Origin of the sequence: Collimonas sp. OK412, assembly GCF_900112135.1 — a bacterium.
GTDB lineage: Bacteria > Pseudomonadota > Gammaproteobacteria > Burkholderiales > Burkholderiaceae_D > Collimonas > Collimonas rhizosphaerae.
In genome coordinates this window covers 22,464-35,125 of sequence record NZ_FOLC01000036.1, presented here as the reverse complement: position 1 = coordinate 35,125, position 12,662 = coordinate 22,464, and the positions used below count along the sequence as shown (strand labels likewise).

Genomic DNA, 12,662 nt, shown 5'->3' with positions numbered 1-12,662 from the left:
CGGCCAGGGTGATCGGCAGAAGTTGGCAAGTTCCCGCAGCGGCTTCACACGGCACGCTGCCAAACTGCTTGCGCCAGGCAAAGACCTGGTTGGCGTTGACGTTGAACTCGCGGGCGACGCGTGACACCGAGGCTCCAACGGCCTGCGATCTGGCAACGACATCACGCTTGAATTCGGTGGTGTGCCGGCGATAGGGGCCGCGTTTGGGTGACGAAATGACTGGTTGAATTTTTGTGTCCATAATTGAATTTGTGGGCACAATTCATTTCGCACCCAATTCAATCATGCGGACATCGGATCAGGCAGTACAGACGTTACTGGGAAGACGCTTACGAAGCTGTTGCCGCGGCAGAAAGCGAACTCGATGTATTGCAAAAACTGTCTGGTTTCAATAATGCTTTAAAGAGCACTTCAAGTGGTAGTAGGAGTGGTAACTACCATTTGATAATTCTAAACTCTGACACGAAGCAAGTCGAAATTGCTACCTACGGTGTGAAGCGACTGGATGAGGCAAATGCCGCCTATTCGGATATGGAGAAGAAAATTGCCGACGGAGAGAGGTTGGAAGTGGTTCTGGTTTCTGCCGGCCCAATTGATGCGTTGAGAAAGGCTTATCCAAATTATTTTCTAGATACAGAGGATTTTATTCTGGAGGTAAAGAAAATTATTGAGACGATTAGAAGGCTACCCATTGTCGGCGAGCCAAAGAATTTTGGCCTGAAAAATCTTTAGCTGTACTGACTCAGGCTTGACCTGACATTCGTTGTACGAATTTCTGTCAGAAAACGCCACGAAGCGATTGCCTGAATGTGACATACTTACCAAAGTCGCTCGGGATTTCGCCACGCAATTCGGAAACAAGGGAAACAACACCCCCGGTGTCAAAAATAGACTAACGATGCACTCCATCAAAGAAAATGTTATCAGGTATGGATATGCCTTTGTTGATAGGTATTGTCCGGGCACGGACACATTTGTTGTCGCTAGTGCACTTGGGCAACTGCTGACACCCTGGGATGGGGGAGTCGTTCAGGATTTGGTCCCTCGTACTTCCGCGACACCAAATACATATAGCGGCATCTACGGCCTTGATCGTTTCCCATTTCACACTGACCTCGCGCATTGGCGTCTTCCTCCTCGCTATGTTCTGCTGCGATGCATAACTGGCTACACAGATGTCCCAACGCTGTTGCTAGATGGACAGACCATTTTCGACATCGTGACACTGGATATTTTGACGCGCGCTATTTTTACCCAGCGCCGGCCCCGTGATGGGAGCCTCACCTTATTGCGTTTATGCGAGCCAACAGACGGTGATGGCTATTGCTTTCGATGGGATGGGGTATTCCTCAAGCCCGCAAGCAGGATAGGCGAACTCGCCGACCAAAGAATAAGGGAGCAGCTCCTCAATTGCTCGCCTCTGTCGATTGCCCTCGCACGAGCTGGTGACATACTCTTGATCGACAACTGGCGCATGTTACATGCACGCTCGCCGATTCCTGCAGAGCGTGTGGATCGAAAAATTCAGAGGATTTACTTGGGGTATTTGCATTGAAGAAAACAATCACACCAGCAACCCCTCCAGCGACTTGGGATCCGGAAGCTCTCTACCTCAAGGCTCAACGCTATATTCAGCACATGAGCGCTTGGGATAGCGACGAATGGGAATATGCTCTGTGGTCGGGTTTTTCCCTCGAATTCCTAGCGCGGGCAGCGCTTGCCAATGTCAGTCCTGCCCTACTGGCGGAGACCGACCGGACTTGGACAAGCCTCTATCATGCCTTAGGTTTTAAGCCTACCGAGGAAAGATTTTCGCCAAAATCCGTCACAATTAGTGAGGTCTTTAGGCGCCTCACTGCTATTTTTCCGAACTTCACAAAGGAACATGAAAGCTTCGGAATCCTCCACACAGGGAGGCGCAACGCTGAATTGCATACTGGCGAACCCGCGTTCGACGGAGTTAAAGGCTCGGTTTGGCAGCCGCGTTTCCACCAGACGTGCGAGATTCTTCTATCCTCAATGGGGATGACACTTACAGATTTCCTCGGCAAGGCAGAGGCGAAGGTAGCTAAGCAGCTCATTGCCGCCGCAGCCGACGATAGCGCCAACGCAGTTAAAGGCGAAGTCGATGCCCATAAGAGAGTCTGGGGCGCCAAGGTGGAAAAGGAGCGTTCAGCGCTGACCGCTCAAGCTGCGGTGTGGGCAACTCGTCAAGTGGGTCACCGCGTGGACTGCCCGGCCTGCGGTTCGCAAGCTCTGGTTGTCGGCGAGCCCGTTTCGCCTCCCATTCAAAGGCTTAGCGACGGTGAAATTACTGAAACGCAGGAACATCTACCTAATCAGTTCGAATGCATAGCTTGCGGCTTGAAAATTGCGGGCCTCTCTCGATTAACAGTTGTTGGCCTTGGTGATCGCTATAAGAAGACTTTGGTCTATGACGCCGCCGAGTATTATGCGCCTAAGGACGACTATGCCGGTTACGAAGATGATAACAACGAGCCGTGAGTGAAGCCAGGTTTTAAGTTCAGCTTCCAGGATGCTTTTGTCAAGATTCGGTAATCTAAGAAGTGAAGCGCTATTGCGTTTAACTAATTAATCCCCAAGCCCGCTTGTGTTAACGGTTACGGCCAATCGCATGGTGGGCCGGTCTAGATTTGATCTGACAATTCATGTCAGATCAAATTTAAGTTAATACACTTTAGCGAATGTCGAAATTCTCAAAATGTAGTGCGGATTCCTAATGAAAACTAATCGTCTTTTTCGAGTCAATTTGCGACATTTATTTCAGACATCTCTGATCAAGTCAAGTCATATTTTATACATCTGAGACTGTGTCGGCGACCAGTTCGCCATAGCACTGCCAGCTCTTTGTCATAATCGTCTCGGCAATCCACATTACAAAACAGCAGCGCGTGCGCGATGGCTTCATCGCAAAAATGGCAGCGACCGTCACATTCCAGCATAGGCTGCTTTCTGACATGCGCTATGGCGCTATGCACGTCTTTCTCAATGCGCCAGATGGCGCGGTCTGCGATGTCGCTCATTTCCTTTTATCCTCTCCTGTCAGTAGTTCGTATTCGTTGAATTTCACGACCTCAATACCTAACCAGTCGTTGAGCGTCATGAACTGCGATTGCAGCGGCATCAGTTCGTTGCGGGCAAATACCCGTGCGGCTGGTTCAATGGCGCCGAAGCCGCCGGTATTGTTCGGCATGATTCCCATTAGCTGGGGCGGCACGCGATGGGCGGCCAGCACGTCGTCGCGGGTGACACCCTTGATATTGAAAAACTCATCTTTAGCTGCAACGTCCGACACCGGCAGGATCTGGATCCCGTCTTTTTTTCCATTCGGTGCGTACATGAACAGATTGCGGAAATTGCCGGGGCCTTTGCTGTCGCGCATGGCCTGGCGCAGGTTGTCGACATCAGTGATGTTGGCCGCGGCGTCGGTCATATAGAACACGAAGCCGGCGTGGGAGCCGTTCTTGTAATACTTGCGCCGAAACAGGGTAGCGGCTTCGTTCAACCAGGCCGACTGCAGGGCACTCAGGTATTGCGGCACGCCGTAGACCTCCTGGTTCAGATCCGGGTCCATCAAATGGAAAACGCTGCCTTTCTCGAAGGCATATTCCTGCTGCCATCCCGCCACAAAGAAATAGGAATCCAGATCCCTGCCGCGCCGCATGTACTTCGCCAGCCCATGTTTTAGCTGCAAGGCCAGGCCGCTGCGCGTGCCCCGTTTTTCCAGATAGCCATTACCAAACGTCAGGAAATCCAGCGCAAAGCGTTTAAAGGCGTCCCGCGACAGGTATTTGTTCGGGATGAAGGTCGAGGCCAGGATGTTGGTTTTAAAATAAATGGCGCTGCTGTGATGGACGCTGGCGTGAAACGACTTCGCCAGGCCGGCCAGGCTGACAGGCGGCTCGTACCACTTGCCGTTGAGCCAGCACTCGAAACAATCCAGCACCTCGCTCTGGTCGAGCACCGGCGTCGGATCGCCGAAGGTGAACGCCTCTATGCTGCCGCCGGCGCCTGGAGCCGCCGCTGGTACTGCCGGTGCCGCCGTGTATGTCGCGGCACGTTGCGCGGCGCGCCGTTGCTGCTTTCTGGTCATGATGTGTAAATCTCCATAAAGGATTGCGTGTTTTCATTGGCGCCCTCGAACGGCTCGTGGTCGAGGGCGTGCATGCAGGCCCACGCCAGGTCGGCGTGGCCGGTTTCATCGGTGCGGCCGGCGTCATAGGTCACTTGCCGCCCGCTGGTGGTGAGGGTCTTGCGGATGGTCATGAACGACTGCGCAATGTCAGTCCAGCCGGCATCGAACTCCAGCCGCGCCTTATTCACGATGTTTTGGGCTTTGAGTACCATCCGGGTCTTGACTTCCGGCGAGTAGTTGATCGCCGTCACCCCCGGAAAGAATTGCCTTACCAAGGGATAGACGCCGATCCCCATGCCGGTCGTGTCGATGCCGATATAGGCGACGTTGTAGCGGGTCGTCATCTCCTTGATTGCCTTGGCCTGCGCTTCGAAGTCGATGCCGCGCCACTGGAAGCGCTCAAGGATGCGGAATTTGCCACCAGCCACCAAGGGGGGCGCGATCACCACGCAGCCAGCGCTGTCGCCAGTTAGTGATGGGTCGTAGCCGATCCAGACCGGCCGGTCGCCGAAGGGACGGCTGGCGAACGGCTTATAGTCGTCCCAGCTGACCCAGGAATCGATCATGCAGCGCTGCAACGCCATCAACGGAAACACGGATTGCGTGTCGTCGATGAAGTTGCACATTAATAAATTTTCGAACTGGTCGGGGCTGTATTCGAAATTGCGCAGCTCATCGATGTCGAACAGATTGCAGCCGCCGCGCTCGGCATCCAGGATCGTGACGATCTGGCGCCACATCTTGTCCTCGCCCGTAAAACCGCTGGATAGCCGCAAATGGCTGATATCGATGTCGACCTGGTCAGCTTTGGCCCGGCGCTTGTTGAACAGCTCTCCGGTCCAGAACGGATACGCCTGGTGTGTGATCGAGGACGGTGTCGAAAAGTAGGTTTTGCGCCATTGCTTATGCAGCGCCATGCCGGACGCGACCTTGTTCAGCTCCTGGAAGTTATGCGTCCAGAAAAATTCGTCAAAGTAGAAGTTGCCGTGGTAGCCCTGGGCTGTTCTCGCATTGGTGCCGAGAAAATACAGATGGGCACCGTTCGGCAACACAATCGGATCGCCGGCCAGCTCGATGCCGGCGGCCTCCTTGGCGAACTGGATGATGTACTGCTTAAAAACGTGCGCTTGCGCCTTGGAGGCCGACAGGAAGATCTGATTGCGGCCGGTCTGCATGGCGTCGGCCAGCGCCTCCCGGGCAAAGTACCAAGTAGCGCCGATCTGGCGCGATTTCAGGATCACCCGCGTTCTCTGGTCGCCGTTGCGATGCCATACCTTCTGGTAGTCGAATAGGGAATCCCTGAACGCCTCCAGCAGCTTGTCTTTCTGCTCCTCGCTGAAATCGTTCCTGGTCGGCTTTTTCTTGGGTTCGGCGTTGCGGTTCGCCAGCTTCGGATTGAGGTCGACCTCGTTGCCGCCCGGCGCCTCGTAGCGGCGCACACGGGCGGTCTGCACCACCTGGCGCATCAGCAGGTCAATTTCCTTGAAATCGCCGCCGGTCTTGGCATCCTTGCAGATCAGTTGCACCAGGCGCGATTCCAGCGTCGCTTCGATCTTTTCCAGCGGCGTCGCCTTGTCCCATTCGTCACGGGTCTTCCAGCTTTCAATGGTCGTTCTCGCCTGCTGCAGATGCTTGGCGATGGACGTGACGCGCCAGCCTTGCCAGTACAGGTGCTTGGCAATGCGGCGTGGATCCACTTCGGGTTCGATTTCGGCGGGGCGTTCAACGATCAGTTCAGACATGCCGCAAGCGTATGCGTCGCGCGCGTGTAGCGGGGAAAGCAGAGGGTTGATAACCGCCTTATCAACCCTCTGATCATTGAGTCAGCACGCGTCAAGGTCGACTATGGAGTCCTGAATCTTGTATCCACACTTTGTCGAGACCACCATGTCGAAAAATACGCCTGCGGCAACCAAAAAATCGAAATTCTTCCGGGTCGCCGTCGAAGGCGCCACCACCGACGGCCGTGTGATTGACCGAGCCTTTATTCAACAGATGGCGGCCAACTTCGATCCCGATCTGTACGGTGCGCGGATCTGGATGGAACACCTGCGCAGCACCTGGTCGAACGGCGAATTTAAAGCCTACGGCGATGTCACCGCCGTGAAAGCGGAAGAGGTGACCATCGGCGGCGCCAAGAAGCTGGCCCTGTTTGCGCAGATCTCGCCCACGCCCGAGCTGGTGGCGATGAATAAGGCCCGCCAGAAGATCTATACCAGCATCGAGATCAATCCGAAATTTGCTGATACGGATCAGGCTTACCTGGTCGGCCTAGCCGTCACCGACAGTCCGGCCAGTCTCGGCACCGAGGTGCTGTCATTCGCCGCGCAGCACCCCGACAGCAACCCTTTTACCAGCCGCAAGCAAGATCCCGGCAACCTGTTTACAGCAGCGGTCGAAACCGCGCTGGAATTCGAAGAAGACCCAATTACCGAACCTGAAGGAATCAAATTGTCCGACGCCGTCAAAGCCATCCTGAAACGCTTTACCAGTAAAACCAGTGCCGACCAGATGCAGTTCGCCGACATTACCGAGGCCGTCTCGACGCTGGCCGCGCATGTGGGCGAGAACGCCGAGCAGTATGCCGCTGCAGTGACGCGCATCGAAACGCTGGAAGCGGCGCTGAAGGAGTCTAACGACGCTTTTGCCGCCTTCAAGCAACAGATCGACAGCACCGACGCTAACTCGACACAGCGGCCGGCAGCTACCGGCGGCGATGGCGCACTGCAAGCCGAATTCTAAGCGTTGCCGCCGGCCGCCAGATTCCCATTTTGACCCCATACCCGACAGGAGCATGACCGCATGAAAAAAAATACCCGAATCGCCTATAACCAATATGCGCAACGCCTGGCGCAATTAAATGGCGCCGGCAGCGCTGCCGAGACGTTTAGCGTGGATCCTAGCATCCAGCAGAAGCTGGAAACCCGCATGCAGGAGTCCAGCGAATTCCTGGGCAAGATCAATATCATCGGCGTGACCGAGCTGGAAGGCGAGAAGCTGGGCCTGGGTATCTCTGGCCCGATTGCCGGCCGCACCAATACCGACAAGGCCGACCGCAAGACCCGGGATCTCACGAACCTGGACAACCATCGCTACCGCTGCGAAAAAACGAACTTCGACACCCATGTCGGCTACGCCAAGCTCGATGCCTGGGCGAAATTCCCCGACTTCCAGCAGCGCATTGCCAACGTCATCCTGCAGCGCCAGGCGCTGGACCGCATGGTGATCGGTTTCCATGGCGCCAGCGTTGCCGCCGATACGGACCTCGTCAAAAATCCGATGCTGCAGGATGTGAACAAGGGCTGGCTGCAGCATTATCGGGAACAGGCGCCCCAGCGCGTGATGCATGAGGGTAAAACGCCGGGCAAAGTGGTGGTCGGCGCCGGCGGCGATTACGCCAACCTGGACGCAGCGGTGTACGACGCCCTTACTTTGCTGGATTCCTGGTATCAGCAGGATAGCGGTTTAGTTGCCATTGTCGGCCGGGGCCTGTTGCACGACAAGTATTTCCCCCTGGTGAACACCAAGCAGGCGCCGACCGAGACGCTGGCGGCCGACATCGTCATCAGCCAAAAGAGAATAGGCGCCCTGCAGGCGGCGACTGTCCCGTATTTTCCGGAACACGCCATTCTGATCACCCGTTTCGACAATCTCTCTATTTACTGGCAAGAGGGCGGCCGCCGGCGCCGAGTAGTCGATGAGGCCAAGCGCGACCGTATCGAGAACTACGAATCGTCCAATGACGCGTATGTGGTTGAAGACTTCGGTCTAGGCGCTTTTATCGAAAACATCGAACTGGTGGCCTGAGATGCGTGAATTGTCTCCCGCCCAGCGCCACAAGGCCCGCGTGCTGGCCGAGCTGGCCGCGGCCAGCGCCGACCCCGGCGGCCCTACCACCGGGTCGCAGTACGAGCTGCAGCTGTACCAGCTGCTTGAGGATCGGCGTCGCCTGAAAAATATCCAGTCGATCAAAAGCAAGGTGGCATTGAAGGCCCAGCTGTTGCCGAACTATCGCGCCTGGATTGATGGCGTATTAGCAAAAGGGAAGGGCGGCCAGGACGATGTGCTGACCACCATCCTGGTCTGGTCTATCGACGCCGGCGACTACGAGCGAGCCGCGCAGATGGCGCGTTATGCGGTGACGCACAAGATGACGTTGCCGGACCAGTACAACCGCGATATCCCGACGATGCTGCTGGATGAATTTTCTGAGGCATTCCTGCACGGGAAGCTGGCCGAGGATCCGGCGCTGGCCGTCAACATTCTTGCCGAGATCGGCGAATTGACCGAGGGCAGCGACGCGCCGGACCAGGCCCGGGCCAAGCTGCACAAAGCACTGGGCTATGCGTTGCTGATACTGGCCAATGACGGCGACGATAAGCGCGACCTGGTCGACCAGTCGTTGCTGTACGCCCAGGCGGCACATGGCAGCCTGACCCGCGCCCTGGAGCTGTTTCAAGGCGCGGGCGTCAAGAAAGATATTGAGATCCTTGAACGCCGCTTGAAGAAAGCGGAACAAGGTTAAACGAGCACCCCCTGGCGCACGGCGGCGCGGGTCGATTACCGATGCTTGTCAACCAGGTATGACGCCCGCCCACCGCCGTTTTTTAAGAAAAACCTTATGAGCTTTCTTGCTGTTGAACCGTCGACACCTTCCCAGACCGAACCGCCGGTTTCCTCCGTGGCGGAAAACGATGGTTTCTATGTCGATATCCATCTATCCCAGATGCGCGACGCCATGCGCCTGGACGGCACGGTCACTGATGTGCGGCTGCGGCAGGCGGTCATTGCCGCCATTCTGCACGTCAATAACGAGCTGCGCGACTGGAAGCTGCGGCAGGCCGCCGCCGGCTATACAACGCTGTCGGCAGTGCCGGCGGAGCGCATCGACCGCGAGAGTATTCTCATTGCCCACTACCGACGCGCCGTCTACTGCACGGCAAAGGCGGATCTGATCGAGCGTTACCGCGATTACGACAGCACCGCCTCGTCTCTGTCCGACAAGAAGATGATGGAAGCGCTGGACATCGCCCCAGGCGAGCAGCGGCGTAATGCCCATTGGGCCATTGCCGACATCATCGGCCGCACGCACCTGACCGTCGAGCTGATTTGATGCTTGTGCGTGCCCAACAACACGACACGCTCGATCTGCTGTGCTGGCGTCACCTGGGCGCCACCGCCAATGTGGTCGAAGCCGCGCTGGAAATGAATCCCGGCCTGGCTGACTACGGGCCGGTCCTGCCGCACGGCCTCTTGGTCGCACTGCCGGAACCTACTGCAACCCCCACTAAAACCGCCCAGGTCGTCAACCTTTGGGACTGATTGGAGATTTATCTATGGCAGAACCCAGCACCACCACCCTTGTTGTCACCGCCGCCGCCGGCGTCGGGTTGACGACGCTGTTTCCCGGCATCGACGGCAATGCGCTGATCGGCGCCTTCGCCGGCGCCACGCTGGTGGCGATCTCCAGCAAAAATTTGCCGGTCCTGCAGCGCCTGGCCTATATGGTCATTTCCCTGGCCATTGGCTACCTGGCCGCGCCGGAGGTGATTAACAACACACCGCTGAAACAATCGGGCGTCGCCGCTTTTGTGGCATCGGCCGTGGCCATTGCGCTGACCCTGCACGGCATTGAACTGATCCAGACCATCGAGCTGCCGGCCTGGATCCGCAAGGGAGGTCGCCATGACTAAATTGCTGACCATGCTGGCACTGCTTTCCTATGCCAGCACCTGCATCCGGCTGCTGTGTTATCGGCGCGGCCTGGCGAACTACCGAATCCATATATCTCTGGTCGCCTGGCTGCTGATTGTCTTTACCGGCACCTGCGCCCTGGAGATCCTGCTCGGTCACGGTCACCCTTCCTTCGGGCAGGTCGGCATTGCTTTTACGTTGTGCCTCCTGGTCTATCGCGCCCAGGGCAACGTTGCCAACATCGTCCGGGGGATCCAATGACGCTTATCACCGAGCATTTCACGCTGGAAGAATTTACGCGCAGCGACACCGCCAGGATCCTGGGCATCGTGAACACGCCGGCACCGGCCATTGTCGCCAACCTGCGGCGTCTGGCGCGTTTTAATGAACTGGTGCGCCTGGAGCTGGGCGGCGCGGCCATGGTCATTTCCAGCGGCTATCGCTGTCCGGCCTTGAACCGGGCGGTCGGTGGCGCCGGCAGCAGTGCGCACCTGGATGGCCTGGCCTGTGACTTCACGGCGCCGGCATTCGGCACACCGATGGATATCTGCGAAAAGCTGGATAAGTCCTACCTGCAATTCGACCAGCTGATCTATGAGCGTGCCGGCGGCGCGATCTGGGTCCACCTGGGCATTGCGGTCGAGGGTAAGACACCGCGCCGCCAGGTGCTGACGATCGACAGCCGCGGCACAAGGATTGGCCTATGGAGATGATCGTCAAAAGCCTGATATCGGCCCTGTTCGTCGGTGCGCTGGGCCTGGTGATCTATGTCCAATACAACGGTCTGAAAGAGGCGCAAAGCAGGATCAAGGATGCCGAGCAGGCGACCCGCGACCGGGACGGCACGATCAAGACGCTGAAGGCCGCGGCAGACAGGGACAAAAGGGCCGCGGCCAAACTGCAGGGCGAGCGCAACAGCATTGCCGCCACCCTCACCGAACGGGAGAACCTGATTGAAAACCTCCAGCATGAAAACGCCACCATCCGCAGCTGGGCCGATGCTCCTTTGCCTGACGCTATTGCCCGGCTGCGGGAGCGCGCCGCTGTCACCGGCGCCGCAGCTTACGCTGAACGCCTGCCCAGCGGTGACGCGCTGTCAGCTGCCGGCGGCAGCGCCCAGGACTAACGGGGCGTTGAATCTCGCCCTGGAGCGGGCAGAGGCGGCGTGGGCGGTGTGCGCCGCCGAGGTCGATATGGTCTACTTTTGTCAGCAGGAAGCCGATGTACAAGCCAAAAAGCCTTAGAGCGCATTTAAAGGCGGCGATTGCCGACCTTACGCGCAATCCCGACAAGCTGCTGATATTTGCCGATGAAGGCAATACGGTGGCCACAGGCACGAATTCCCTGTCGTTTGAGTATCGGTATAAGCTCGATATCATCATTACCGACTACAGCGGCGATGCCGATGCCGTCATGGTGGCGCTGCTGGCCTGGATCCAGATCCACCAGCGCGACCTCCTGGACAATGCGGAGCTGCGCAAGACAGGCATCGGTTTCAATGTCGATTTCAACAATCACGAAACCATTGATCTGTCGATCAAGCTGGCATTGACGGAGCGCGTGGTCGTCAAGGAGGTCAGCGCCGGCCGGCTGGACGTGCGACACCTGGCCGAACCGCGACCAACACCGGTCTATAGCGATGAGTTCTGGCAAGCCTATACGGACGGCTTGTTGCTGGCCGAATGGTGTACGCCGGCCACTCCTGCATGAGTGACGACCTTCACGCCCTGGAAACCTGGGCCGGCGCACTGCTGGCAAAACTGCAGCCTGGTCAGCGCCGGGTGGTCACGCGCAAGATCGCCCAGGAGCTGCGCCGTAGCCAGGCGCAACGCATTGCCAGCCAGCAGGCGCCGGATGGTGCGATCTATGCGGCCAGGAAGCAGCGCAAGGATCTGCGCGGCAAGAAGGGCAGAATCAAACGGCAAAAGGCGGCGATGTTCAACAAGGTCCGCACGACCAAATACCTCAAAACAATCCAAGATGAAAACCAGTTATCGGTCGGATTCTTCGGGCGCGTGGCGCGCATCGCCCGGGTGCACCAGGAGGGGCTGACTGACAAGGTGTCGAAAAAAGGGCCGGCATACCGCTATCCAGCCCGGCCGTTGTTGGGCTTTAGCGCCACCGACCAGGCCTTGATTCGCGATGCACTGATGCGACACATGCGATGAGCTAAGGTGTAACTTACAACAACTCGCAATTCACAGCGCCGAACCGTGTTCCCGTCAAAGTTGACAGGTGTTGCCTCTCTCCTATTGTGCTGTAATGCAATAGCGGGGCCGGTTGCGCATCCTCAAGCTGTTAAAGGAGGAGATCGTCTACGGCAAAAGGATAACGATCCCGTTGTACGAATATGCATACACCCAATATGTTTAACCACCATCGGAGGTAAATCATGGCTTGGACCGGCACAGTAGCTGCTAATGCACAAAATGGACAACCAACAAACGTAACCTACAATCCTGGGGATGTAATAACGATTGTTGCATCGGGATGGGCAGGCTACGGTCCGCAACCCAACTGGGGGCCACAAGGAGACAAGACTCACCCGAATCAAGGCTTGATATGTGGAGACGCCTACTGCGGCGCGCTGGTGATGAAAATCGGATCGAGCGGCTACATTCCGGTGAACACGGGATTGTTCCGCTGGACCGCACCGGCTCAAACGCAAGGGTTAATTACATTCGTCTATAACGATGTCCCGAATTCGTACGGTGATAATTCCGGTTCGTTTACCGTCAGTATTGGGAAAGATGAATCCTGATATAGCCCCTTAGCTGTTGGTGAAATGAGAAGGCCCTCATTGCTGAGGGTC

20 protein-coding genes are annotated in these 12,662 nt (G+C 57.0%); 16 read left to right on the top strand and 4 right to left on the bottom strand.

Annotation, left to right across the window (positions count from 1 at the left end; all coding sequences use genetic code 11):
• Positions 1–241, bottom strand: a 241-nt coding sequence (locus BM062_RS23290; protein WP_139220177.1) for a transposase, incomplete at its 3' end; no start/stop codon positions are given.
• A gap of 2 nt (positions 242–243) precedes the next feature.
• On the opposite strand from BM062_RS23290, the gene BM062_RS25415 reads away from it, so the two are divergent.
• The 3 genes from BM062_RS25415 (at position 244) to BM062_RS23275 (ending at position 2,505) form a co-directional block, all read left to right on the top strand.
• Positions 244–732 (top strand): hypothetical protein, encoded by a 489-nt coding sequence (locus tag BM062_RS25415; RefSeq protein ID WP_139220176.1) that lies wholly within the window; start codon positions 244–246, stop codon positions 730–732.
• Between the two features lie 166 nt (positions 733–898).
• Complete coding sequence (locus BM062_RS23280; RefSeq protein ID WP_092401634.1) at positions 899–1,555, top strand: Fe(II)-2OG oxygenase family protein; 657 nt, start codon at positions 899–901, stop codon at positions 1,553–1,555.
• Positions 1,552–2,505 carry a hypothetical protein gene (locus BM062_RS23275; RefSeq protein WP_092401607.1) on the top strand — a complete coding sequence of 318 codons (954 nt, stop codon included), beginning with the start codon at positions 1,552–1,554 and terminating at the stop codon, positions 2,503–2,505. The genes BM062_RS23280 and BM062_RS23275 overlap by 4 nt, the downstream gene beginning before the upstream one ends.
• 293 nt (positions 2,506–2,798) lie before the next feature.
• Here BM062_RS23275 and BM062_RS23270 read toward each other — a convergent pair whose 3' ends face one another.
• From BM062_RS23270 to BM062_RS23260, 3 genes are read right to left on the bottom strand one after another with little or no spacing between them, the layout of a single operon-like run.
• Positions 2,799–3,044 (bottom strand): hypothetical protein, encoded by a 246-nt coding sequence (locus BM062_RS23270; protein WP_175501137.1) that lies wholly within the window; start codon positions 3,042–3,044, stop codon positions 2,799–2,801.
• On the bottom strand, positions 3,041–4,114 hold the full coding sequence (locus BM062_RS23265; protein WP_092401604.1) for a phage portal protein: 1,074 nt from the start codon (positions 4,112–4,114) through the stop codon (positions 3,041–3,043). Before BM062_RS23265 ends, BM062_RS23270 begins: the two co-directional genes overlap by 4 nt.
• Complete coding sequence (locus tag BM062_RS23260; RefSeq protein ID WP_175501136.1) at positions 4,111–5,898, bottom strand: terminase ATPase subunit family protein; 1,788 nt, start codon at positions 5,896–5,898, stop codon at positions 4,111–4,113. The genes BM062_RS23265 and BM062_RS23260 overlap by 4 nt, the downstream gene beginning before the upstream one ends.
• A gap of 118 nt (positions 5,899–6,016) precedes the next feature.
• On the opposite strand from BM062_RS23260, the gene BM062_RS23255 reads away from it, so the two are divergent.
• The 13 genes from BM062_RS23255 to BM062_RS23200 all read left to right on the top strand — a co-directional run bounded on the left by BM062_RS23255 (position 6,017) and on the right by BM062_RS23200 (position 12,611).
• A complete protein-coding gene (locus tag BM062_RS23255; protein ID WP_371326623.1) occupies positions 6,017–6,898 on the top strand; it encodes a GPO family capsid scaffolding protein in 882 nt (293 codons plus the stop codon).
• A 60-nt stretch (positions 6,899–6,958) separates the two neighbouring features.
• Positions 6,959–7,963: a phage major capsid protein, P2 family gene (locus BM062_RS23250; RefSeq protein WP_092401601.1), complete on the top strand. Its 1,005-nt coding sequence runs from the start codon at positions 6,959–6,961 to the stop codon at positions 7,961–7,963.
• Between the two features lies 1 nt (position 7,964).
• A complete protein-coding gene (gpM, locus tag BM062_RS23245; protein WP_092401598.1) occupies positions 7,965–8,681 on the top strand; it encodes a phage terminase small subunit in 717 nt (238 codons plus the stop codon).
• 96 nt (positions 8,682–8,777) lie between these two features.
• Positions 8,778–9,269 carry a head completion/stabilization protein gene (locus BM062_RS23240; RefSeq protein WP_092401595.1) on the top strand — a complete coding sequence of 164 codons (492 nt, stop codon included), beginning with the start codon at positions 8,778–8,780 and terminating at the stop codon, positions 9,267–9,269.
• Positions 9,269–9,478 (top strand): tail protein X, encoded by a 210-nt coding sequence (locus BM062_RS23235; protein WP_092401592.1) that lies wholly within the window; start codon positions 9,269–9,271, stop codon positions 9,476–9,478. Before BM062_RS23240 ends, BM062_RS23235 begins: the two co-directional genes overlap by 1 nt.
• 14 nt (positions 9,479–9,492) lie before the next feature.
• Positions 9,493–9,849 (top strand): putative holin, encoded by a 357-nt coding sequence (locus tag BM062_RS23230; RefSeq protein WP_092401589.1) that lies wholly within the window; start codon positions 9,493–9,495, stop codon positions 9,847–9,849.
• A complete protein-coding gene (locus tag BM062_RS23225) occupies positions 9,842–10,111 on the top strand; it encodes a phage holin family protein (protein WP_092401586.1) in 270 nt (89 codons plus the stop codon). The genes BM062_RS23230 and BM062_RS23225 overlap by 8 nt, the downstream gene beginning before the upstream one ends.
• Entirely contained in the window at positions 10,108–10,563 is a 456-nt protein-coding gene (locus BM062_RS23220; protein WP_092401583.1) for a D-Ala-D-Ala carboxypeptidase family metallohydrolase, read from the top strand. The genes BM062_RS23225 and BM062_RS23220 overlap by 4 nt, the downstream gene beginning before the upstream one ends.
• A complete protein-coding gene (gene lysB, locus BM062_RS26045) occupies positions 10,554–10,976 on the top strand; it encodes an Rz-like lysis system protein LysB (RefSeq protein WP_092401580.1) in 423 nt (140 codons plus the stop codon). The genes BM062_RS23220 and lysB overlap by 10 nt, the downstream gene beginning before the upstream one ends.
• Positions 10,870–11,094, top strand: a complete 225-nt coding sequence (lysC, locus tag BM062_RS25820; RefSeq protein WP_254785224.1) for an Rz1-like lysis system protein LysC — start codon at positions 10,870–10,872, stop codon at positions 11,092–11,094. Before lysB ends, lysC begins: the two co-directional genes overlap by 107 nt.
• A complete protein-coding gene (locus BM062_RS23210; protein ID WP_092401577.1) occupies positions 11,072–11,560 on the top strand; it encodes a phage tail protein in 489 nt (162 codons plus the stop codon). The genes lysC and BM062_RS23210 overlap by 23 nt, the downstream gene beginning before the upstream one ends.
• On the top strand, positions 11,557–12,018 hold the full coding sequence (locus BM062_RS23205; protein ID WP_092401625.1) for a phage virion morphogenesis protein: 462 nt from the start codon (positions 11,557–11,559) through the stop codon (positions 12,016–12,018). Before BM062_RS23210 ends, BM062_RS23205 begins: the two co-directional genes overlap by 4 nt.
• 224 nt (positions 12,019–12,242) lie before the next feature.
• Positions 12,243–12,611: a LecA/PA-IL family lectin gene (locus BM062_RS23200; protein WP_092401575.1), complete on the top strand. Its 369-nt coding sequence runs from the start codon at positions 12,243–12,245 to the stop codon at positions 12,609–12,611.
• The last annotated feature ends 51 nt before the right edge of the window (positions 12,612–12,662 follow it).

Excerpts from the sequence above, each read along its gene's own strand:
- BM062_RS23235 (WP_092401592.1), top strand. The coding sequence starts at position 9,269 with ATGCTTGTGCGTGCCCAACAACACGACACGCTCGATCTGCTGTGCTGG.
- BM062_RS23225 (WP_092401586.1), top strand. The coding sequence starts at position 9,842 with ATGACTAAATTGCTGACCATGCTGGCACTGCTTTCCTATGCCAGCACC.
- BM062_RS23250 (WP_092401601.1), top strand. The coding sequence starts at position 6,959 with ATGAAAAAAAATACCCGAATCGCCTATAACCAATATGCGCAACGCCTG.
- gpM (WP_092401598.1), top strand. The coding sequence starts at position 7,965 with ATGCGTGAATTGTCTCCCGCCCAGCGCCACAAGGCCCGCGTGCTGGCC.
- BM062_RS23220 (WP_092401583.1), top strand. The coding sequence starts at position 10,108 with ATGACGCTTATCACCGAGCATTTCACGCTGGAAGAATTTACGCGCAGC.
- BM062_RS23280 (WP_092401634.1), top strand. The coding sequence starts at position 899 with ATGCACTCCATCAAAGAAAATGTTATCAGGTATGGATATGCCTTTGTT.
- BM062_RS23260 (WP_175501136.1), bottom strand. The coding sequence starts at position 5,898 with ATGTCTGAACTGATCGTTGAACGCCCCGCCGAAATCGAACCCGAAGTG.
- BM062_RS23265 (WP_092401604.1), bottom strand. The coding sequence starts at position 4,114 with ATGACCAGAAAGCAGCAACGGCGCGCCGCGCAACGTGCCGCGACATAC.
- BM062_RS23210 (WP_092401577.1), top strand. The coding sequence starts at position 11,072 with ATGTACAAGCCAAAAAGCCTTAGAGCGCATTTAAAGGCGGCGATTGCC.
- lysB (WP_092401580.1), top strand. The coding sequence starts at position 10,554 with ATGGAGATGATCGTCAAAAGCCTGATATCGGCCCTGTTCGTCGGTGCG.
- BM062_RS23205 (WP_092401625.1), top strand. The coding sequence starts at position 11,557 with ATGAGTGACGACCTTCACGCCCTGGAAACCTGGGCCGGCGCACTGCTG.
- BM062_RS23270 (WP_175501137.1), bottom strand. The coding sequence starts at position 3,044 with ATGAGCGACATCGCAGACCGCGCCATCTGGCGCATTGAGAAAGACGTG.
- BM062_RS23230 (WP_092401589.1), top strand. The coding sequence starts at position 9,493 with ATGGCAGAACCCAGCACCACCACCCTTGTTGTCACCGCCGCCGCCGGC.
- BM062_RS23240 (WP_092401595.1), top strand. The coding sequence starts at position 8,778 with ATGAGCTTTCTTGCTGTTGAACCGTCGACACCTTCCCAGACCGAACCG.
- BM062_RS23200 (WP_092401575.1), top strand. The coding sequence starts at position 12,243 with ATGGCTTGGACCGGCACAGTAGCTGCTAATGCACAAAATGGACAACCA.